General features: G+C 61.2%; 17 protein-coding genes. 11 read left to right on the forward strand and 6 right to left on the reverse strand.

The window, feature by feature from the left end; all coding sequences use genetic code 11:
* Positions 1 to 419 precede the first annotated feature (419 nt).
* On the forward strand, positions 420 to 2,051 hold the full coding sequence (locus BUA69_RS15440) for a metal-dependent hydrolase family protein (protein ID WP_082093824.1): 1,632 nt from the start codon (positions 420 to 422) through the stop codon (positions 2,049 to 2,051).
* A gap of 120 nt (positions 2,052 to 2,171) precedes the next feature.
* Here BUA69_RS15440 and BUA69_RS15445 read toward each other — a convergent pair whose 3' ends face one another.
* On the reverse strand, positions 2,172 to 3,074 hold the full coding sequence (locus tag BUA69_RS15445) for a LysR family transcriptional regulator (protein WP_046135274.1): 903 nt from the start codon (positions 3,072 to 3,074) through the stop codon (positions 2,172 to 2,174).
* 139 nt (positions 3,075 to 3,213) lie between these two features.
* Here BUA69_RS15445 and BUA69_RS15450 point away from each other — a divergent pair, with 139 nt between their 5' ends.
* The 7 genes from BUA69_RS15450 (at position 3,214) to BUA69_RS15480 (ending at position 10,795) form a co-directional block, all read left to right on the forward strand.
* On the forward strand, positions 3,214 to 4,218 hold the full coding sequence (locus tag BUA69_RS15450) for an ABC transporter substrate-binding protein (RefSeq protein ID WP_072866584.1): 1,005 nt from the start codon (positions 3,214 to 3,216) through the stop codon (positions 4,216 to 4,218).
* Positions 4,219 to 4,226: 8 nt separating this feature from the next.
* Positions 4,227 to 5,078, forward strand: coding sequence for an ABC transporter ATP-binding protein (locus BUA69_RS15455; RefSeq protein WP_046135340.1), 852 nt, complete (start codon positions 4,227 to 4,229; stop codon positions 5,076 to 5,078).
* Positions 5,075 to 5,878 carry an ABC transporter permease gene (locus BUA69_RS15460; protein ID WP_046135273.1) on the forward strand — a complete coding sequence of 268 codons (804 nt, stop codon included), beginning with the start codon at positions 5,075 to 5,077 and terminating at the stop codon, positions 5,876 to 5,878. The genes BUA69_RS15455 and BUA69_RS15460 overlap by 4 nt, the downstream gene beginning before the upstream one ends.
* A gap of 175 nt (positions 5,879 to 6,053) precedes the next feature.
* The gene (locus BUA69_RS15465) at positions 6,054 to 7,781 is read left to right on the forward strand and encodes an amidohydrolase family protein (protein WP_046135272.1); all 1,728 of its coding nucleotides are present in this window, start codon (positions 6,054 to 6,056) and stop codon (positions 7,779 to 7,781) included.
* Positions 7,782 to 7,936: 155 nt separating this feature from the next.
* A complete protein-coding gene (locus BUA69_RS15470) occupies positions 7,937 to 9,190 on the forward strand; it encodes an amidohydrolase family protein (protein WP_046135271.1) in 1,254 nt (417 codons plus the stop codon).
* Positions 9,191 to 9,286: 96 nt separating this feature from the next.
* Entirely contained in the window at positions 9,287 to 10,486 is a 1,200-nt protein-coding gene (locus tag BUA69_RS15475; protein WP_244468755.1) for an MFS transporter, read from the forward strand.
* A gap of 117 nt (positions 10,487 to 10,603) precedes the next feature.
* Entirely contained in the window at positions 10,604 to 10,795 is a 192-nt protein-coding gene (locus BUA69_RS15480; RefSeq protein WP_046135269.1) for a hypothetical protein, read from the forward strand.
* A gap of 5 nt (positions 10,796 to 10,800) precedes the next feature.
* On the opposite strand, the gene BUA69_RS15485 is transcribed toward BUA69_RS15480, so the two are convergent.
* The 5 genes from BUA69_RS15485 to BUA69_RS15505 are packed head-to-tail and all read right to left on the reverse strand — an operon-like array spanning position 10,801 to position 16,356.
* Positions 10,801 to 11,763: a glycerophosphodiester phosphodiesterase family protein gene (locus tag BUA69_RS15485; protein WP_046135268.1), complete on the reverse strand. Its 963-nt coding sequence runs from the start codon at positions 11,761 to 11,763 to the stop codon at positions 10,801 to 10,803.
* 11 nt (positions 11,764 to 11,774) lie between these two features.
* Positions 11,775 to 12,584 (reverse strand): inositol monophosphatase family protein, encoded by an 810-nt coding sequence (locus tag BUA69_RS15490; protein WP_052950547.1) that lies wholly within the window; start codon positions 12,582 to 12,584, stop codon positions 11,775 to 11,777.
* A 10-nt stretch (positions 12,585 to 12,594) separates the two neighbouring features.
* On the reverse strand, positions 12,595 to 14,295 hold the full coding sequence (locus tag BUA69_RS15495) for an ABC transporter permease (RefSeq protein ID WP_046135267.1): 1,701 nt from the start codon (positions 14,293 to 14,295) through the stop codon (positions 12,595 to 12,597).
* Positions 14,292 to 15,296, reverse strand: a complete 1,005-nt coding sequence (locus BUA69_RS15500) for an ABC transporter ATP-binding protein (protein WP_046135266.1) — start codon at positions 15,294 to 15,296, stop codon at positions 14,292 to 14,294. Before BUA69_RS15500 ends, BUA69_RS15495 begins: the two co-directional genes overlap by 4 nt.
* Positions 15,297 to 15,348: 52 nt before the next feature.
* Entirely contained in the window at positions 15,349 to 16,356 is a 1,008-nt protein-coding gene (locus tag BUA69_RS15505; RefSeq protein WP_046135265.1) for an extracellular solute-binding protein, read from the reverse strand.
* 116 nt (positions 16,357 to 16,472) lie between these two features.
* Here BUA69_RS15505 and BUA69_RS15510 point away from each other — a divergent pair, with 116 nt between their 5' ends.
* The 3 genes from BUA69_RS15510 (at position 16,473) to BUA69_RS15520 (ending at position 20,265) form a co-directional block, all read left to right on the forward strand.
* On the forward strand, positions 16,473 to 17,630 hold the full coding sequence (locus BUA69_RS15510) for an ROK family transcriptional regulator (RefSeq protein WP_046135264.1): 1,158 nt from the start codon (positions 16,473 to 16,475) through the stop codon (positions 17,628 to 17,630).
* A 278-nt stretch (positions 17,631 to 17,908) separates the two neighbouring features.
* Positions 17,909 to 19,102 carry an NAD(P)/FAD-dependent oxidoreductase gene (locus BUA69_RS15515; protein WP_046135263.1) on the forward strand — a complete coding sequence of 398 codons (1,194 nt, stop codon included), beginning with the start codon at positions 17,909 to 17,911 and terminating at the stop codon, positions 19,100 to 19,102.
* A gap of 164 nt (positions 19,103 to 19,266) precedes the next feature.
* Positions 19,267 to 20,265 carry a TAXI family TRAP transporter solute-binding subunit gene (locus tag BUA69_RS15520; protein ID WP_046135262.1) on the forward strand — a complete coding sequence of 333 codons (999 nt, stop codon included), beginning with the start codon at positions 19,267 to 19,269 and terminating at the stop codon, positions 20,263 to 20,265.
* Positions 20,266 to 20,309: the final 44 nt, after the last annotated feature.

Consider the following 20,309-nt stretch of genomic DNA (forward strand, 5'->3'; position numbering starts at 1 on the left):
CCTCATCTAAAGTCGTTAATGTCGAGCTTAGCTGGACGTCTTCGGACCGACTTTGACCTCAAGTCTATCTAGCTGCGGCCGGGGTGGTTCCAAAGGTGGTAGAACTTTGCCTGCCGCCAGCCCAAAGTGCCACTGGCCGCCTAGAGCAGCCCGAAAAGCGGTGATTTGGCATTATCCAAATACAAACCTCCCAGTAGAAGCCATTGCAGTCAAAGGCCATCTGGTACTTTCTTCGGCCGTTTTTCGACGATGATGTAGGCGTCCGACATCGTAAGACGCTGCCGCCGCCGCCCTTTGACGTCGCCGAGAATGAGACAGAACGACCAGAGTTGGGACGTGAGGCACACGACGCCGCGACCGTGCAGTGGCATAGTTTTCTGCCCAATATCCGGCATTCTGCCACATGGAGGCCCTGTACGATGTCCTTCCGTCCTCACCTGAGGATCGCCGGAGCGATCCATTGTACCGCGTCTCGACTGTGCTTGGCGCTCGCCTGCACCGCAGTGATGCTGCCCGCCCTGGCTCATGGCGAAGGGTTGGTATTGTACGAGGATGTCCGGATTTTCGACGGCCGCGACGATACGCTATCACTCGCCAGCAACGTGCTGGTGCGCGGCAATGTGATCGACACGATCTCCGTCGACCCCATCGAAGCCGATGGCGCAGAAATCATCGATGGAGCAGGCCGCACGTTGATGCCGGGGCTGATCGACGCCCATTGGCACACGATGCTGGTCGGCACTACGCCGGATGACGGTCTCAACGACGATTTGGGCTACAGCACCATTATCGCCGTCAACGAAGCCGAGGCGGCGTTGATGCGGGGCTTCACCACGGTGCGGGACATGGGCGGTGCCGCGTTCTCGCTAAAGCGCGCGATCGATGAGGGCCGTGTCGTTGGTCCGCGCATCTATCCCTCCGGCGCCATCATCACCGTCACCAGCGGCCACGGCGATTTCCGCTCATTGACCGAACTCCCGCGCGAAATCGGCCATCTGTCCCGCATGGAGGAGCTGGGCATGGCGATGGTCGCCGACAGTCCCGACGAAGTGCGGATGCGGGCGCGCGAGCAATTGATGCTCGGCGCAGTGCAGATCAAGCTCACCGCCGGTGGCGGTGTTGCCTCGCCGCACAGCCCGCTCGATGTCTCCACCTTTACCCTTGAGGAGCTTCACGCCGCCGTTGAAGCCGCCGAGAATTGGGGCACCTATGTCGCCGTTCACGCCTATACGCCGGCCGCAATCCAGCGCTCCGTCGAAGCAGGGGTGAAGGTTATCGAGCATGGTCACCTCATGGATGCCGAGACAGCCAAGATGATGGCCGAGAAGGGCATCTGGCTCAGCACGCAGCCCTTCGACGCAAGCTTTGAAAAGGGCATTGCGCTACCCGAAGCCAATCTCCAGCGTTTGCGCGAGGTCATCACCGGTACTGACAGGCTCTATGGCTTCGTCAAGGAATTCGGGATCAAGACGGCCTTTGGCACCGATATTCTGTTCTCATCGCAAATGGCGCAGACTCAAGGCTTCATGCTGACCCTGCTACAGCGTTGGTTTACCCCGGCCGAAATTCTTAAAATGGCTACGGCCACCAATGGCGAGCTGCTCCAGCTCACCGGGCCGCGCAATCCCTATCCGGGTACTATCGGGGTCATCGAGAAAGGCGCCTTCGCCGACCTGTTGCTCGTCGATGGCAACCCGCTTGAGAACCTCGATCTTGTTGCCGATCCGAACAATTTCGTCGTCATCATGAAGGATGGCAATATCTACAAAAACACCCTCGCTCTCGCCAATTCCGAACCTGGCGCGTCGATCGGCCTGGGTAATCAGTTCCCCGTCAGCAATTACCTTTGCGAGGACGGCACACGCCTGGCGGTGCGTCTCTTGGGTGAAAGCGCTTTGGTATCCGTCAATGACGCGGCGGAGATCGACCTGCCTTCCATTGGAGCAGAAGGCACGACATTTTCGAATGGTCCGTTGACGCTGACCATCGAGCAAGGTCGCCTCTCATGGGGTATTGGCCGAGCTATGCCGTCCGCCTGCTCCGGCGCATGAATGATGGGGGCACTGACCGGCTCAAAGAGAAGGCGGCCCCGACGGTGAGGTTCTTGCCATGCAGCGGCAGCGAACCGCTGCGGGCGCCGGTGATGACCGGGCGATGGGTCGTCTCGCTGCCTATTCGACAGCCGCCCGCAGGGAACGCAAAACCTCTTCTGCAAACATCGATGCCGCGAGACCTAGATTTCGTTTTCCTCGCTGTACCAGTGAGAGGACATTCTTGCCCATGACGCGGTCGCGAATCTGCAGGTAATTGAGCAGGCCGTTCCGATGCTCCTCGGCAATGTCGAATTTGCTGAGAAAGGCGATGGCCTCGCCGGAGGCGGCCAGCCACTTCATCGATTCAATGGAATTGGTCAGGAAGGTTGGTTCCACATCAAGGCCCGCCTGAGCAAAGGCGTCGGTCACGATGTCATGGATCAGCATCGTTCGGTCCGCGAAGATCAGCGGGTAGGGCGCGCAGAAGGCCAGGGGTATCGAACTCATGCTGGTGAGGGCGTGACCGGGCGCAACGACCGCGCCAAGGCGTGCGTCCATCCTTGCCAGCGTATCGAGCTGCGGCGTGTCTGGCAGGTTGAAGGCAAGCCCCAGATCGGCCTCGCCATCGGCGACCGCCGCGATGATATCGCGAATGAACATGACGCGGATCGATATCTTGATATTGGGGTGGCGGGCGCAGAAGGTCGCGGCTGTTTGTGGGATGATCCCTCCCGCCAACCCGTTCATGGTCGCGATGATCACTTCCCCACTTTGCAGTCCCTTCAGGTCGCGGATTTCGGCTTCGACCTGGCTGTATTCCTGCATCGTCCGGCGGATATGGGCAAGCAACACCTCGCCTGCCGGCGTCAGGCGCAGACCGCGGGGCAGGCGCTCGAACAAGGGCTCACCGATGGACTCCTCGAGCTGCAGAACGTGCCGGTTGATGGCGGAGGAAGCGACGTTCAGGCGCTCGGCAGCGCCGCGGATCGAACCGCAACGGGCGACTTCGTCAAGATAACGCAGCAACCTTGAATGCAGCATCTGAAACGCCCCCTCATCAGTGCGCTCTCAAAAAGAGAGCATTGCGGACTAAAGATTGTTCTTTTCTAGTACGCTGCATTCAGCTTTGATCCAACTGCAAAATGCGACCAAAAAGCGCGTTGCGAGGAGGAGAAATTCAATGACTGAACTGAAGAGCCCAACCCGGATTGCCCTGCATTTTGCTGTGATCGCGAGCGCCCTGATGGGCGGCACATGCCTGTCCTCTGCCGCGGATATGGACAAAGTGGTGTTCATGACCAGCTGGTACGCGCAGGCCGAACATGGCGGGTATTACCAGGCCAAGGCCACGGGCCTTTATGAAGCGGCCGGGCTAGACGTTACCGTCAGGATGGGCGGCCCCCAGATCAATGGCATGCAATTGTTGCTCGCGGGGGAAACCGATTACTATAACGGCTTCGATTTTCAGGTCCTGAGCAGCGTCGAGCAGGGATTGCCGGTCAAGGCTATCGCAGCGATGTTCCAGCACGACGTCAACGGCATGCTCACCCATGCCGACGTCACCGGCCTAGATGGCCTGACGGACAAGACCCTGATGATCGCCACGACGGCGCGAGCGTCCTGGTGGCCATGGCTGAAGGATACTTATGGCCTCAGCGAGTCGCAGGTCAAACCCTATACCTTCAACATTCAGCCCTTCATGGTGGACCCGCAGGCCGCACAGCAGGCTTTCCCAACCTCGGAACCATTCTCGCTTACGCAACAGGGCATTGCGCACAATTTCTACCTGTTCGCAGACTACGGCTACCCACCCTACGGCATGACGCTCGTCACCCGCACGGACGTCCTCGACAACAAGGCAGACGTGACTGAGCGCTTTGTTCGGGCCTCTATCGAAGGCTGGAAGAGCTATCTCGCCGACCCCACCCCTGGCAACAAACTGATCCAGGAAGCCAATCCCAACATGACCGACGAGCAGCTCGCCTTTGCTCTCAAACGCCTCAAGGAGTTGCAGTTGGTCACCGGAGGGGATGCCGCTACGCAAGGCATTGGAACCATGACCGAGGAGCGCTGGAAGGCCAGTTACGACTACATGGTGTCAGCCGAGCTGCTGCAAGCCGGCACCGACTGGAAAAATGCCTTCACGACCGAGTTCGTGAGCGGCCTCAACATCATCGCCGATTGATGCAAACCATGCCCCAGACAGTCGCTGCAACCACGATCGTGGGTAAGGAAATTCCAGTGAAACGCGTGCCGGTAATTGAGGTTAAGGCCGCAGAGAAGACGTTCCCAAATGGCTTTCGAGCGCTTGAGCCCGTTGATCTCACGCTCAAACCCGGTGAGTTCCTGACCCTGATCGGACCATCCGGTTGTGGCAAGAGTACTCTGCTAGGGATGATGACCAACCTGCTCCCTGCCTCCAAGGGTAAACTATCCTGGTGGGGCGGGGGGTTCGAACAGACCGGTACGCCGGGCAAGACGTTGTCGATCGTGTTTCAGGACGCGACCTTGATGCCCTGGGCGACGATCGAAACCAATGCCCGGCTGCCGCTCGACCTCGCGGGTGTTCCGCGCCCTCAAGCACAGGAACGCGTCCAGGCCGCGCTCGCAAAAGTGGGCCTTGCCGGATTCGGGGGCCAGTTGCCGCGCCAGCTTTCCGGCGGCATGCGGATGCGGGTTTCCATAGCCCGGGCCCTGGCTACCGAACCTGACCTGCTGCTGATGGACGAACCATTTGGCGCATTGGACGAGTTCACGCGCAACAAGCTCGACGCGGACCTGCTTGAGCTCTGGCGTGAGCGCGACCTGTCCATCGTGTTTGTCACGCACTCGATCTACGAGGCCGTTTTTCTGTCCACGCGCGTTGTCGTCATGGCAGCCCGACCCGGCCGGATTTCCAGCATCATCGATATTGATGTTCCTGGGCCGCGCGACGAGGAATTCCGCGGGAGCCCCCGCTTCGCCGCCCTTTGTGCAGAATTGTCGCGCGCGCTGCACCTGGCATCCGAAGAATCCGGCAACGTATCGGGAGGAACCAAACCGTGAGCCAATTCCAACTCAGCCGTGCCGCCGCCCTCCCGTTCATTGGTCCAGTTGCCGTAGGGGTCATCCTGCTGGTGCTGTGGCAGGTCCTGTGCACCATAAACGAGGTCCCGATCTACCTGTTTCCCAAGCCGACCGATATCTGGTCGAGCTTCACGACCAATCTGTCGGGCCTGACACGAGCCTCGTCTGTGACGCTGCAGGTTACCTTGCAGGCCTTCCTCGTGGCGGTTGTGACCGGGACGGCAATTGCCTTTCTGTTCAACCAGAGCCGCATTATCGAGGCCTGCCTGTTTCCCTATGCCATCATCCTGCAGGTGACCCCGATCGTTGCGATCTCGCCATTGATCATCATCCTGATCAAAGATACCGGCACCGCTCTGACCGTGTGCGCCGCTCTTGTTGCGCTGTTCCCCATCATCTCCAACACCACGCTTGGATTGCGCAGTGTCGATCCGGGACTGGTCAATTTATTTCGTGCGAACAAGGCCTCGCGGATGCAGACCCTGTTGCGGCTCCGCATTCCCAGTGCCCTGCCATACTTCTTCGCCGGCCTGCGTATTTCGAGTGGCCTGGCGTTGATCGGTGCCGTCGTCGCCGAGTTCGTCGCCGGCACTGGCGGCATGGGCTCGGGGCTGGCCTACGAAATTCTACAGGCCGGGTTCCAGCTCAACATCCCGCTGATGTTTGCCGCTCTCGGTCTCATCACGGTCATCGGTATCGCCCTCTTTCTCGCGATGTCGGGTCTGTCGAACCTGGCAATCGGATCCTGGCACGAGAGCCATGCCGAGGGGCGCCGCTAAGCACCAGCGCTGCCCGCTGACGGCAAGAGGCGTCAGCGGGGCGAAATTCACACACGCGGCCATCTGACTGTCCAGCGGCACCGGGCGATCCGGGACCGAGCGGTGGCGGCTGCGCAAACTCCATAAGGCCGGCGACATCTGAATGTCGGTCCGGCAGCAGAAAGGATGACGTGTCATGGGAAATATCGAAATCAATCACTATGACAAGGTCCGCGCGATCTTCGATATTCTTAATGGAAATCGAGAGGCCGACCTCCTCATAAAGAACCTGAACATTCTCGATGTGCACGGCGAGACGGTCTATCAGGGCTCCATTCTGGTTTATGACAAGCGGATTGTGGCGCTCAACCCAGACGAGACCATCCTCAAGGTGAAGGAGGTCTTCGATGGCAAGGGGCTGTATGCAATCCCCGGTCTGATCGACGCGCATCTGCATTTCGAGTCCCAGCTTGCCAACCCCACCGCACTGGCTGAAGCGATGGTGCCCTGCGGTACGACCACAATCTATGCGGAATGCCTCGACCTGCTCAGCGCTGCCGGCAACGATGGCGAGCACGCCGCGCGCGAGCTGTTCAAGGACTACGACAAGCTGCCCTACCGGCTGTTTGCCTTTGCCCCCGGTAAGAAGACCTCCGCCGCAGTGACCAAGGCCGTACTGGACATGGAACCCGTGATCGGTCTGGGCGAATTCGAGCACTTTACCTACAGTGCTGGTAGCGATGACGACTTCCAGAAGGCCGCTTGGGTTCGTGAAAAGAAGGGCTTCATGAACGGCCACTGGGGCGTCACGGCGCTCTCCGATATGATCCTGAACTACCTTCCGGCCATTGGTGTGTCCAACAACCACGACGTGTGGACTGTCGATGACATCGAAAAGAGCATCCGCTTCGGCTTTCCGACACATATCAAGTTCGGCGTCGGCAGCAGCGAAGTGATCAAGGCGCTATTGCGCGCCATCGTTGATCGCAAGTTCCCCACGGACAATTTCATGCTGTGCACGGACAATATTTCCGTCGCACGGCTGCAGACCATGGGGCATATGGACTGGATCATCTCACTGTGCGCCGAAATGGGCATCAGCCCGATCAAGGCGATCAAGATGGCCACTCTCAACACGGCCAGGTCCTATCACATGGACGACGAGATCGGCTCACTTACACCTGGGCGCTTTGCCGACATCGTGCTCACCGACAGTCTGTCCAAGATCAATCCGTTGTTCGTATTCAAGGATGGCGAATTGATCGCCAAGGACCGCAAGCTGCTTCGGAACGCGGACAATGACTATTCGGCCATGCGGACCGAAGGCGTCCCCGGCCTTGATACCCTCGTGCCCGAACAGCTCGATATCGTGCCGCTGGAGATTTCGGCAGACGGCACCCAGGCCAAAGTGATCCTGTTCGACGTCTATGGTCGTGGCCACGCCAAATTCCATCAGGAAGTGTGGGTGCCGATCAGGGACGGCAGGATTGTGCCAGAGCATGACGGGCTCAAACTGAGCCGCCTCTCGGTGGTCCAGCGCTACGCGGATGGCCAGCGGCATGTCGTCAATGGATTGTTCAAGGGGGTCTATGTGGAGCGAGGCGCGGTGGCGACATTCTGGCCGGCGCCCACGCCCTACTTTGTCGCGGTCGGACAGGACAGCGCGGAAATGTGCCACTGCCTCAAGGAAGTGGACCGGTATTCCGGCGCCTGCATCGTCACCGACGGCAAGGTCAGCCAGGCCGTTATGCCGCTGGAAATTTACGGGGTCATGGCCGACATGAGCGTCGACGAACTGACGGCGAGTGCAGCGGCTATTGATGCGGCTCTGGAAGACCTGGGTAACCGGAACGAGGGCGAGCCCGTCGTCAACAAGCTGCTCAGCCTGTTCATATCGCTGCACCGGTTCCGGTTCATGGAATAGCGTCGCAAATCACCAAGCATGCTCAGGCGGATAAAGGCTGCCTGAGCCAATGAACCTGCTGATATTACAGCCAGCGTCTTGCGCAGTGCCATCGCGATGGCAATGACGCTCATCTGCCTGGCCAATGAAAACCGCCCATCTAGCTGGAGTTTCGCATGTGGAAATCGCTTCAATCTGAAACCGCCGGCAACATTGTGCGCCTGCTGAAAGGCGGGAGAGTCCTTCGCGACCAACAAACCGAGCCCGAACTGCTCGACATTCTCATTGGCAGCGATGGGCGGATCGAGGCTATCGAAGCCAATATCAATCCTGCTGATGTCCCAATGGTAGATCTCAGCGGCGCCTTGGTGGTCCCGGGCTTCTGCGACGCCCACCAGCATCTCGACAAGACCGGCGTTCTGAAGTCGGCCGCAAATCCGTCCGGAACCCTGCAGGGCGCGCGCGAGGCCTTCGCTCGCTACGCCCGTACTGCACCTCCGGAAGACATTGCCCGGCGTGCCAGGAGGACGATTGCCCAGTGTCGCGCCCGCGGCACCACCGCCATCCGCAGCCACGTCAATGTCGACAAGGACGCAGGCTTCCACGGGCTCGACGCTCTGTCGCAGGTGCGCAGCGAGTTCGGCGATAGCATGCGTTTGCAGCTGGTAGCCTTTATGGTCCCGCATCCAAACCAGGATCTCGACTGGCTGGAGGCCAACATCGATGCTGCGGCCTCTCGTGCTGACGCCATCGGGGGAACAGTTGCTGTTGCGGAAGATCCAGAGCGCTATCTCGACATCCTCTTTGCGGCGGCAGATCGCCATGGACTGCCGGTGGATCTGCACCTCGATGAGCATCTCGATCCCGACCGCCTGCATTTCGATGCCGTCATCGAGCGCACCGAGAAATACGCGATGCAGGGCCGGGTTGTGATAGGGCACGCCTCTGCGCTCAGTGCAGTTCCTCGTGCCGAATTCGAGCGCATCAGCGAGCGCATTCACAGGAATGACATTGGTGTCATCACCTTGCCGGCAGCCAATCTCTATCTGCAGGGGCGGACATATGAGCGTCTGGCGCCACGTGGTCTTACCCGGGTGGCCGACTTCGTGCGTTCGGGCGTCACCATCGCCACCGCATCCGACAACATTCAAGACCCGTTTGTGCCGACCGGTTCGGGTGACATGCTCGAGATCGCGCGCTGGACGCTGCTGGCTTCACATCTCCACGCAGACAACCTGGACACCGTCTTCACCATGATTACCCATGCCCCCGCCAGGCTCATGGGGTATGGACAGGACTACGGAATGAGGACCGGCGCACGTGCTGACCTCGTTATCGCCGACTGCGCGGACGTAATCGACCTGGTTTCACGCGGTCCGGATCGTTGCGTCGCGCTGGTCGGTGGTCGCGCTGCTATCCTGGAACTCTAAGCTCCAGGAACCAAGCTCCCAGGAAAGGGATTATCAATGATAGGTGTCGCCGCCATGGCGATAGCATATGTGCTGTCGCAGTTTTTCCGCTCGTTCATGGCTGTTCTCACCCCCGACCTGGTTGCGGACTTGGGCGCGAGCACTGCGGAGCTGTCCCTTGCGTCCGGAGCATGGTTCGCCAGCTTCGCCGTGATGCAGTTTGTCGTCGGCATATCGCTTGACCGCTATGGGCCCAGGCGCACGGCGGCTTTCATGTTCGGCGTGCTGGGTGGCGGCGGTGCTTTTCTCTTCGCGGCTGCAAGCGGGCCTTGGATGATCATCGCCGCCATGGCGCTGATCGGTGCCGGATGTGCGCCGGTGCTGATGGCGGGCATGTTCATCTTTGCGCGCAGTTTTCCTCCAGCACGCCTGGCGATGCTGACATCCTGGTTCATCGCCTTCGGGTCTGCCGGCAATGTCGCGGGCACAACGCCCCTGGCCATGGCTGCAGAGGGCTTTGGCTGGCGTGCAGTGCTCGTGGTCATCGGGATGTTGGCTGTCTTGACCGCAGTCGCCCTCTTGGTGCTCGTGCGCGATCCCGCCCGTGCCGATCCGGGACCCGGCCAAGGCAGCGCCTTTGCTGGCTATCTCGATGTGCTCCGGAACAGGAAGCTGTGGCCGATTTTTCCGCTGGTCGGCCTGCACTATGCGGCAATGATCGGCATTCTCGGACTTTGGGCCGGGCCTTACCTCTCCGAAGTCTATGGTGCGGATTCGCTTGCTATCGGCCAGACAACGCTTTTCATGGCGCTTGCGGCAATTGCCGGATCGTTCATCTATGGCCCCCTCGACACGCTATTCGGTACACGCAAATGGGTGGCGGTGCTGGGCAATATCGGATCGGTTCTTGCGCTCACCTGGCTGGCACTATTTCCGGCGCAGGGCATGACGCAAGCCTTGATCGCGTTCATGCTGGTCGCCCTGCTGGGGGCAAACTTCGCCCTGATCATGGCGCATGCGCGCGCCTTTGTGCCCGTTCACCTGACGGGACGAGGCATCACGCTGCTCAACTTCTTCTCCATTGGCGCCGTCGGCCTGATGCAGTTCCTGACCGGCATTGTCGTCACGGCCGTTAATGTTCCGGGAAATCCCGAAGCCGCGTATGCCGCACTATTTGCCTGCTATGCTATCGGCTTGGCAGTGGCTGTACTGATTTATCTCCGCGCTGAAGACGCGCCACCTGAAGTTCTGCGACGTTCGAGAAACGAGGTGCTCATCGAGAGACAGACGATCAAGTCCATGGATCCTAATCACTGAAGAATGGCAGAGCATAGGGATGTCCGCATCGCGATGAAGCGCGGCCGGCAGCGCTTCTGCCTATAATGGCAGCCGACCAGTTCTTCCGGCAGAGCCGGGTCCTGGAGCGGGCTGGTCATGGGCACGCAGCAACAGCTTAACGAAGCTATCTCCGGGCGCGCCGAAAACAGCTATGGCCTGTTCGCGCAGGCGGGCTCATCTACCGCGCTCTACGGTGTCGATTTCACGCCCGACATGCGCTGGACCGGATCGGCCTCCCATGAGGCCGGCCGCATTGTCGATCGTTGTCGCGCCCCGTTTCCTTCGTGATCTGGTCACCGCTTCGCGATCAAGCCGCGTTTTTTTAGATATTTGAGCAGTTGTTCGGGACGATCGGTCATGACGATGCGGCATCCCATGTCGATGAGGCGCCCCCAGGCCGCGTCTGGGTCTTGCAGGGCCACTTCGTCAGACAGGCCCGCGCACCATTCGGGCAGGACGGCAATGCCCATGTAGCAATAGCGCTCGGAGCCCGGCAGTCGGCCATTTGCGTCGAGGGGCCAGTAGGAGAGGTCTTGGGCGACGATCTCGAAGACCGGCGTGTCCGCGCGACCGGCGAAATCGCCGATCTGCTGCTGGAAGCTGCGATTGGACTGCCAGACGATGGGGGCGAGAGTGGAGAGGCCCGAGGTGTCGAGGCCGTCCACAACCGTGGTGGCGAGGGAGTCGGCGCCGAGTTGACCTGTGAAGCCGGAAAGCAGTTCGGGGTGTTTCAGCCGTGTCGAGGCGGGGATCTTCCAGAGGACATGGTCGCTCATGCCCATGTCGAGCGCCAGCTGTCGGGCGGCGGCGAAGGTCTCCACCATACCGAATTTTGCATTGGACTTGATCTCGAGATTGAGGAGAATCCTGCCACGCGCAGCTTCGAAGATTTCCGTCAGGGTCGCCAAGGGCTCATCGGTCAGCAACTTGCGCTTCCAGATATCGCAAGGGGCACCGTCGCGCTCATATAGTCGCAGGGCCTTGAGTTCGGCGAGCGTTTGATCCCGGACGAAGCCGCTGCCATTGGTCATGCGATCCACGGTGGCATCGTGGATGACGACGAGTTGCCGGTCGGCGGTTAGTTGGACATCGATCTCCATCACCGCAACGCCCATGGCGACGCAGGCATCCAGCGCCGCCACCGAGTTTTCCGGCTCGACCAGCCAGGCGCCGCGATGGGCGGCGACCAGCACGCCGTGGGCGTCGGGATTGCGGATCACCTCCATGGCGAAGGACGGGGGCGGCAGCGTTGACATGGGTGTTTTCCTTAAGTGGAGAGGGGGCGGCCCGAGGGCGGGGCCGCGCAGAAGTCGCGAAATGCCCTGGTGCCGGCGATGACGTTGACTTTCGAGCCGGCGCCGGGCGTGACATCGACGTCAATGTCCGCCTCGCGGCAGATGATGACGCCTGCGGCAATGTCCCAGGTATTGACCTGGCCCTGGACATAGCCATCGAGGCTTCCGAGGGCCACGAAGGCCAGTTCGGTGGCGCAACTGCCGAGTGAAACCAGGCTATACCCCGCGGCTTCGAGCCGACTTTCGGTCTCGCGATAGCCATCCGCCAGCCAGGGCAGATTGCGTCCGATGCCGGCGAGCTTCGGTCCCTGGCGCTGGGCCGCCACCATCGTCTCCCGGTTGCGCCGCATGCCCAGGCCCTGAGCGGCGGAGAGCAATTCACCGAGCATGGGCAGGGCCAATGCGCCGACCACGGGCGCGCCATCGACCACATAGGCGATCGACACCGCCCAAAGCGGCAAGCCGGAGAGGAAATTGGTGGTGCCGTCGATCGGATCGATGATCCAATAGGCGTTGGTGGCCTGGCCGCCGGCCTCCTCGCCGACAATAGCATCCTGCGGGAAGCGCGCCGCGATCGACGCGCGGGCAAGGCGTTCGGCTTCGCAATCGGCGGTCGAGACGAAATCCTGCGGGCCCTTGGTCGAGACGATCAAGCTGCCCCGGCGTCTGGCCTGGTCGGCTGCAAAGCGTCCCACCGCTTCGGCGATGTCTTCGGCGGCGCGTAGGCGTTGCTCGAGCAAAAGGGGTATCGTGGTCCGGTCCGGGCGGGCATTGGTGGTCATGGCAGATCAGTCAGCGTTGGCCGGATCGATCGGCGCCGAGACGGTCGGCGGCGAGGATCACGATGAGCGAGAAGGTGAGAAGCAGCACCACATAGACCATGGAAATGGCGATCTGGTCCTGGCCGTCGGCGCGGGCGGCGTTCTGCAGGGCAACGCCGAGGGGCATGTTGTTGATGTTGTAGAGAAAGACCGAGAGAGTGTACTCGGACAAGAGGTCGTTGAAGGACATGGCCGTAACCAGCGCGATGACCGGTGCCAGCAGCGGCGCCGTGAGCCGGCGGAACCGATAGAAGGCCGAAGCGCCGAGCGAGCGGCCCGCATCGTTGATATTGGGATCGATGCCAGCGAGGGCCGCGCCCAGCATGCGCACCATGAGCGGGATGACGAGAAAGACATAGGCGATCGGCAACAGCCAATAGCCGCCGACCAGGGTCTGGCCGAAGGTGAGGAGCGAGGGGCCGCTGTAGGCCGAGATCAGGCCGACCGCCAGCATCATGCCCGGCAGCACCCAGGGAATGAACAGCGAGAATTCGAGGCTGTCGCTGACCACGCCCTTGGTCGAGCGGATGCGGATAGCGGCGAAAAGACTGACCGCAAGAGCCACGGCAACCGCCAGGGTGGCCAGCATCAGGCTGTTGCCCAAGGGGCCAAAGGCGCGGGCATTGGAAAACACCGCGATATAGTGGTCGAGGGTGAAGGCCGAAGGGAAGGCGTCCCGTATTATGCTTTCGACCGGCGCGAAGGAGAAGGCAATCGTGATCAGGATCGGGGCCGCATAGATCACGACGAGGATATAGGCGAGAGCATGGACAATGGCGTTGGTCACGCGATTGCGGATTGCGGTCTTGCGCAGCGGCGCCTGGGTCTTGGCGGTCGAAACCGTGCCGCCCCGGCTCTCGACATGCTTCATCCAGAGGAAGATGACGAGCGACACCGCGCCCAGCAGCAGCGAGAGCAAGGCAGCCATATCGGTCCGGCCCAGACCGACAAGGGCCTGGATCATCGAACTGATCATGTAAAAATCCCGGCCGCCAAGCATTGCGGGGGCGGCAAAGGAGTTGAGCGAGCCGAGCAAGACGAGAAGGCTTGTGGCCAGCAGCACCGGCACCAGCATCGGCAGCACGATGCTGATAAAGGCGCGTGCCGGCGAAACGCCGAGGCTTTGCGCGGCCTCGACCGTCGAAAAATCGATGCGGCGCAGGGCAATGCGCACGAAGAGAATATGGTAGCCGGTCATCGTGAACGTATGCACGAAGACCACCGCCATGCCGCCGGTGAACCAATTGGGGTCCATTTCCGGAAAGACCATCAGGAGCAGCTTGGTGAGAAAGCCGTGCGAGGAGTAGACGAAGTTATAGCCCGAGACCGCCGCGACGCTGGAAAACACCAGCGGCGTCGAAAAGGCGAGCAGTAGCAGTGGGGCGAAACGCACCTTGAAGAATTCAAGCACTGCCACCTGGAAGATGCCGACGACATTGACCGTGACCACGGTGACGGCGGCGACGAGGGCGGTGTTCCAGAGGCTCCGCGTCACGCGGGACGAATCGGCGAGCCGCTCGGCCGCGCCCAGCGACAACTGACCCTCGGGAAAGAAGGCGGCGATGAGGACATGGGCGATCGGATAATAGAGAAAGGCGATGACCAGCCAGGCGATGATCAGCAGGCCAACGCCCTGAAGGAGCTTGTTGGGAGACAAGGCGGTACGTGTCATTGCACCGTCCTTTGGGGACGCAGCACGGCTTCGGCCGGGAAATGAAGCATGTGCTGGCTGCCAATGGCAAGTCTTGCTTCCGCGCCCGAGACGATGACATCGAGCAGGCCATCGGCCGCCTTCATGCTGTAACGCACGAGGGGGCCGAGAAAGACGGCGTCCTCGACACTGGCTGACAGGTGCAGATGACCGGCCGGGGGGACGCCTATGCGCACATGTTCGGGCCGCACGAAGGTGGGGGTGTCGGTGTTAATAGCCGCACCGCTGCTGCCCAACATGGTTGGCGTCAGGCGATTGGCCTCGCCGATGAAGCGGCAGACGAATTCGGTCTCGGGCCGATCATAGATCGCCTCGGGAGCACCGACCTGCTCAATGCGTCCGCGATTGAGCACGGCGATCCGGTCGGAGAGGGACAGGGCCTCTTCCTGGTCATGGGTGACGTAGATGGTCGTGAAGCCCAATTGTCGCTGCAGCCTCTTGATCTCGTTGCGCATGGCCACGCGCAGCTTGACGTCGAGATTGGACAGCGGCTCGTCCATCAGCAGGATGCTCGGCCCCATGACAAGGGAACGCGCGATGGCAACGCGCTGCTGCTGGCCACCCGAGAGTTCTGACGGTCGCTTGCCGGCATGCTCCGCAATCCCCGTCCGCTCGAGGATGTCACCGACCCGTTGCCTGACCTCGGCATTGCCGGTGCGACTGGCGCGCAGACCGAATGCAACATTTTCGGAGACGGTCAGATGCGGAAAGAGCGCATAGTTCTGGAAGACGATGCCGACGCCCCGACGCTCCGCTTCGAGACGAGAAATGTCGCGGTCCCGGACCATGATGCGCCCGGCTGAATTGGGCACGAAACCGGCAAGGCAGCGCAGGATCGTGGTCTTGCCGCAGCCCGATGGACCGAGCAGGGTGAAGAATTCGCCTTCCTCGATCGTAATATTGAGGCCGGGTACGGCGAGCATGCCGTCATAGGCGATATCGACGTCTTCGAAGCGGATCATTGGCGGCCTCCCAGGGCAGGGGGCAGCGGGACCTTCCCGCTGCCCGGGGCGATCAAGGCATGATGTCGAGCTGAATGGTTTCGAGCCATTCATTGAGCTTGCCCGAGGCAATGTTCCAGTCGATGGGCTGGACGTGGAACTGCTCGACCCCGGCGCGAACCGCTTCCGGCGAATTGGCCAAGGCTTCGGGATGGGCGGGAGCCTGGTTGAACCGGGTGGCATAGGCAGCCATAAACTCGGGCGAACCGAACCATTCAACGAATTTCCGGGCTACTTCCAGATCATCGGTGCCCTTGATGATCCCGAGCGATTCCGCGACCATGGGCGTGCCGCCCTCGGTGTCGACAAAGGTGACATCGATGTTGTTCTTGGCGGCGTTGTTCGCGACCCCGCCATACCAGGACAGCACTACCGGCATGTCGCCGCTGGCTACGGTCTGCCAATAATCGGCGCCTTCGGCGAGGACGCGCGAACTGGCATAGGCGGCGCGCAGGAAGTTCCAGCCGTCTTCGGAGACTTCGCCGGTCGCCGGATCGGCAAAGCGCCACAGGATGCCGGCAAGGATCATGCGGGTGGTCTGGCTGGTGATGGGGCCGAAGGTGAACAGGTCTTTGTATTCGGGCTTGTCGAGGTCGAGCCAAGATGTCGGGACGGCTTCGCCGGTCACCTTGTCGGTATAGGCCATGACGATCGGGGTCTGCCAGAACATGTGGAAGTTGCCATCGGCATCCTTGAAGTCCGCGCCGAGGTCTACGGCCCAGGCCGGCACGAAGGGCTCGAACAGGCTTTCGGCCTTGAGCTGATACATCGAGGGCTGGACCAGTCCGAGGACGATATCGGCCTGCGGATTGGCCTTCTCCGCGATCAGGCGATCGAACAGTTCGCCGCCACCGCCGCCCAGGAACTGGATATCGAACCCAGCTTCCTTGGCTTTTTCGGTAATGAAGGCGCCACGATCGTCACCGCCCTGCGGCGAGTAGATCGTGAGCGTCTGCGCCGGTGCGGCGATCGTGGTCGTCGCCAGCAGGAATGCGGCGAGTGGAATTATTTTGCTGAACATGAATGACGTCTCCTCTGCAGCATTGTCGCTGCCCCCTCATAGTCACCTCCCGTGACACATTTATTACATTGCGTAATTTAATATCCATTGCAATGGTGAATGTCACGGAGAGCTCCATGACCCTATCGTTTAACGAGCGCCAGGTGCTCGAACTTATCTTCCTCGGCGAAGCCCCGTCGCGTGTCGAAATGGCCCAGACCCTGGGCCTGACAGGCGCTTCCTTGACCCGCATCGTCACGCGGCTGCTCGGCGAGGGGCTGATCGAGGAGAAGGCCGACCGCACCGGCCAGCAGGGCCAGCCCCGTCGGGTCATCTCCATCGTGCCCGGCCAGCATTTCAGCGCCGGCGTCAACTTTTCGCGCCGCCAGGTGCAAGTCGCATTGATCGATCTGGCCGGCATCATAGTCGGCACAAAAAGTGTGCCGATCAGCGGGGCAAGCCCCAACCAGATCGTGGCGGCGACCAGGACAGGTCTCGGCTCGCTTCTTGCGGCAAACAGTCTCGACCAGAAGGATCTCGTCGGTTTCGGCGTTTCGGTGCCGGGCAATTTCGGGCGTGATGCCAATGACTTCCGGGCGCATGAGCTGTTTCCGCAAATCGAGGGCATCAGTTTCGCCGATGACCTTGCTGCCATGTTCGAGGCGCCGGTCTTCTTCGAGAATGACGGCGCTTGCGCGGCCCTGGGCGAACACATGTTCGGCGCCGGCCGGGGGGTGGGTCACCTGTTTCTTATCCATGTTGGCCACGGCTTCGGCGGCGGCGGCATCCTGGCCGGTCGCCTGTTTCGCGGTGCCAATGGCAATGCCTGCCTGCCCGGTCCCATTTTCCCGATCGGCACGCCCCGCCCCTCCGGCCAGGACTTGCTCGATACCCTTGCCGCCAAAGGTTTTGCAGGTCTCGAACTAACCGATATCGAGTTGGAAGGCGAGGATGTGCGTCCGCACCTGCTGTCCTGGATCGATCGCGCCGGCGAACAGCTGGGCAGGGCGGCACTGATCATCAGCGGTCTGTTCGATCCAGCGATAATCCTGGTCGGCGGCCGCCTGCCCGCTTGGGTTAACGAGGCCCTGGCCAGACAGGCGAGCGATATTACCGCGGCGGCACCTGGGCCCTCGCGCGGGTTGAAGTCGGTTGAATTGACCCCCTCGCAACTGGGATCTTCGGCAGGCGCCGTCGGAGCGGCAAGCCTCCCGTTTTTCTCCAAGTATTTCTCCGGAGCCACCCACGACGCCTTCAGCAACTACCGAAATGGCCGCCGCTCTGCGGCTTCGTGATCCCGTATCCATACGAAATTTCTGTGTCAGGTCCGAAAGGTCTGCGCTGTCTGTCATATCCGCAAACCGACCGCCGGGGCTGGTGACGGTTGACTTCGGTCCCGTCAGTCGCGAAAATTCCGACAAATCCGGAAACCGTTCATGCCTTCCAACCCCCTGATCCATTGTGACGCCCATCATGTGCGCCATGCAGTTTGCGGCGGTGGCGGGGGCGTGGCGGCTGCCCGGTATCAAGCGCGTGTGGGCTAGGCCGAACACGAGCAAAATTTAGGTCGATCATGACAGATATTATCGTACTAGGCGCCGGCATGGTCGGCGTATGCACGGCACTGGCCCTGCAGGATCAGGGACATGCCGTGAGCGTGATCGATCGGCGCGGGCCGGGCCAGGAAACCAGCTATGGCAATGCCGGCATTATTCAGGCTGAGGCCGTCGAGCCCTATCCGCTGCCGCTCGATCTGCCCACATTGGCCGATATTGCGCTTGGCCGCACCAATAATGTCGCCTGGAGCCTGGGTGGCATGCGCCACTGGCTGGGCCCTGTGCTGCGCTATGCGCGCAATTCGCTGCCGCATGGCTATCGGTCCAGAATTGTCCCCGCCTGGTCCAGGATGATTCACAGTGCCACCGCCGACCACGGCGCGCTGATTGCCGCCTCGGGAGCCGAGGATCTCATCTCGCGTGAGGGCTACCGCAAGGTCTATCGCACCGAATGTGAATTTGCGGCTGCGGCAGCCGCGGCCGGGCGCTATCAAGCCGAACATGGGGTGCCGCACCGATTGCTGGATGGCGCTGAAATTGCCGCAGCCGAACCCGGCCTTCGACACCCGCTTGCAGGAGCAGTGCATTGGACCAGTTCCTGGTCCTGCAAGGACCCGGGCGCGCTGGTCGAGCGTTACGCAGACCTGTTCGAGCGCCGGGGCGGTCGCTTCCTGCGCGGGGACGCGATGAGTCTGCAGCGCCAGGGGCAGGGCTGGCTGGTTCAGGCCGATGGCGGTGCGGTCGAGGCCGAACGCGCGGTGGTCTGCCTTGGCCCCTGGTCGCCAGGCTTGCTGGCCCGCTTCGGGCATCGCATTCCAATGGTGTTCAAACGTGGCTACCACCGGCATTTCGGCGTGGAGCAGGGGCCTCGCCTCCCCATGATGGATGTCGAAACCGGCACCTTCCTGTCGCCCATGACCAGAGGTTTGCGCGTATTGACCGGCGCTGAACTGAACGGCATCGCCGCGCCCCCCAGCCTGCGTCAGCTGCAGTATTCAACCCAGGCGGCACAGCAATTGTTCAAGCTGGGCGTGCCGGTCGAGGACAAGGCATGGATGGGCACGCGGCCGTGCCTGCCGGGCATGCTGCCAATGATCGGGCCATCGCCGCGCCAGCCTGGGCTTTGGTATAATTTCGGCCATGGACATCAGGGCTTTACCCTGGGACCGACCACTGCCCGCCTGCTGAGCGAGGCCATGAAAGCGGCCTAGCAGCGCCAATCGATGAGCCTCGAGATGCTTCGACTGGGTATATCCCTTGTCTATTCGCTATCTCTGGCCGCCGGGAGTTGTCATATCCGGCGCGTTGTCCATAATGCGGCAGGCTTTGCCAAGATCGACCATAGTAAAAAGCTGCAGAGACAGGGAATATACACATGAAGACATGGATCGCTATCGCAGCTGCGTCGCTGATGGGCCTCACCGCCCAGCCAGCTGTTTCGCAGGATATGCAATTCTTCCGCATTGGTACTGGCGGCACGGCCGGCACCTATTATCCAATCGGTGGTTTGATCGCCAACGCCATTTCCAACCCGCCCGGCTCGCGCGCCTGCGAAGATGGTGGCTCTTGTGGTGTCCCCGGTCTGGTGGCGACCGCCGTTGCCTCCAATGGTTCGGTCGGCAACATCAATGGCGTTGCCGGTGGCAATCTTGAAGCTGGTTTCTCCCAGTCCGACGTCGCCTATTGGGCCCAGACCGGCACCGGTATCTGGGAAGGAAAGGACGCCGTTTCCGATCTGCGCCTCATCGCCAATCTTTACCCCGAAAGCATCCACATCGTCGCCCGCGCGGATGCCGGCATTGCTTCGGTTGCCGATTTGAAAGGCAAGAGGGTTTCGCTCGATGAGCCCGGTTCGGGTACGCTGGTCGACGCCAAGATCATTCTCGATGCCTTCGGGCTGGGCGAGTCCGACATCCAGGCTGAATATCTCAAGCCCGACCAGGCCGCCGACCGGATGCGGGACGGCCAGATGGATGCCTTCTTCTTCGTTGGCGGCTATCCAGCCGGTGCCATCGCTGAACTGGCAACGCAGCAGGACATCGTTCTGGTTCCGGTGACGGGGCCCGAAGTCGATGCGATGCTTGCTGAATACTCGTTCTTTGCCAAGGATAGCTTCCCGGCCGACACCTATAATGGTGTCTCCGCAGACGTACCAACCCTGTCGGTTGGCGCCCAGATGGTGACATCGGCCACCCTGTCCGATGACCTCGTCTATGGCATCACCAAGGCGCTCTATAACGACAATACCCAGCGCCTGTTTGCTGCGGGCCATGCCAAGGGCAAGATGATCACGCTCGACAATGCTGTTCAGGGCGCGGGCATTCCGTTCCACCCTGGTGCGGAAAAGTTCTATAAGGAAGCCGGGAAGCTCTAACACTTTCCTGGATCACGACTATACGTGGCCAGCTTCTGGCCACG

This window comes from Devosia limi DSM 17137 (assembly GCF_900128975.1).
Lineage (GTDB): Bacteria > Pseudomonadota > Alphaproteobacteria > Rhizobiales > Devosiaceae > Devosia > Devosia limi.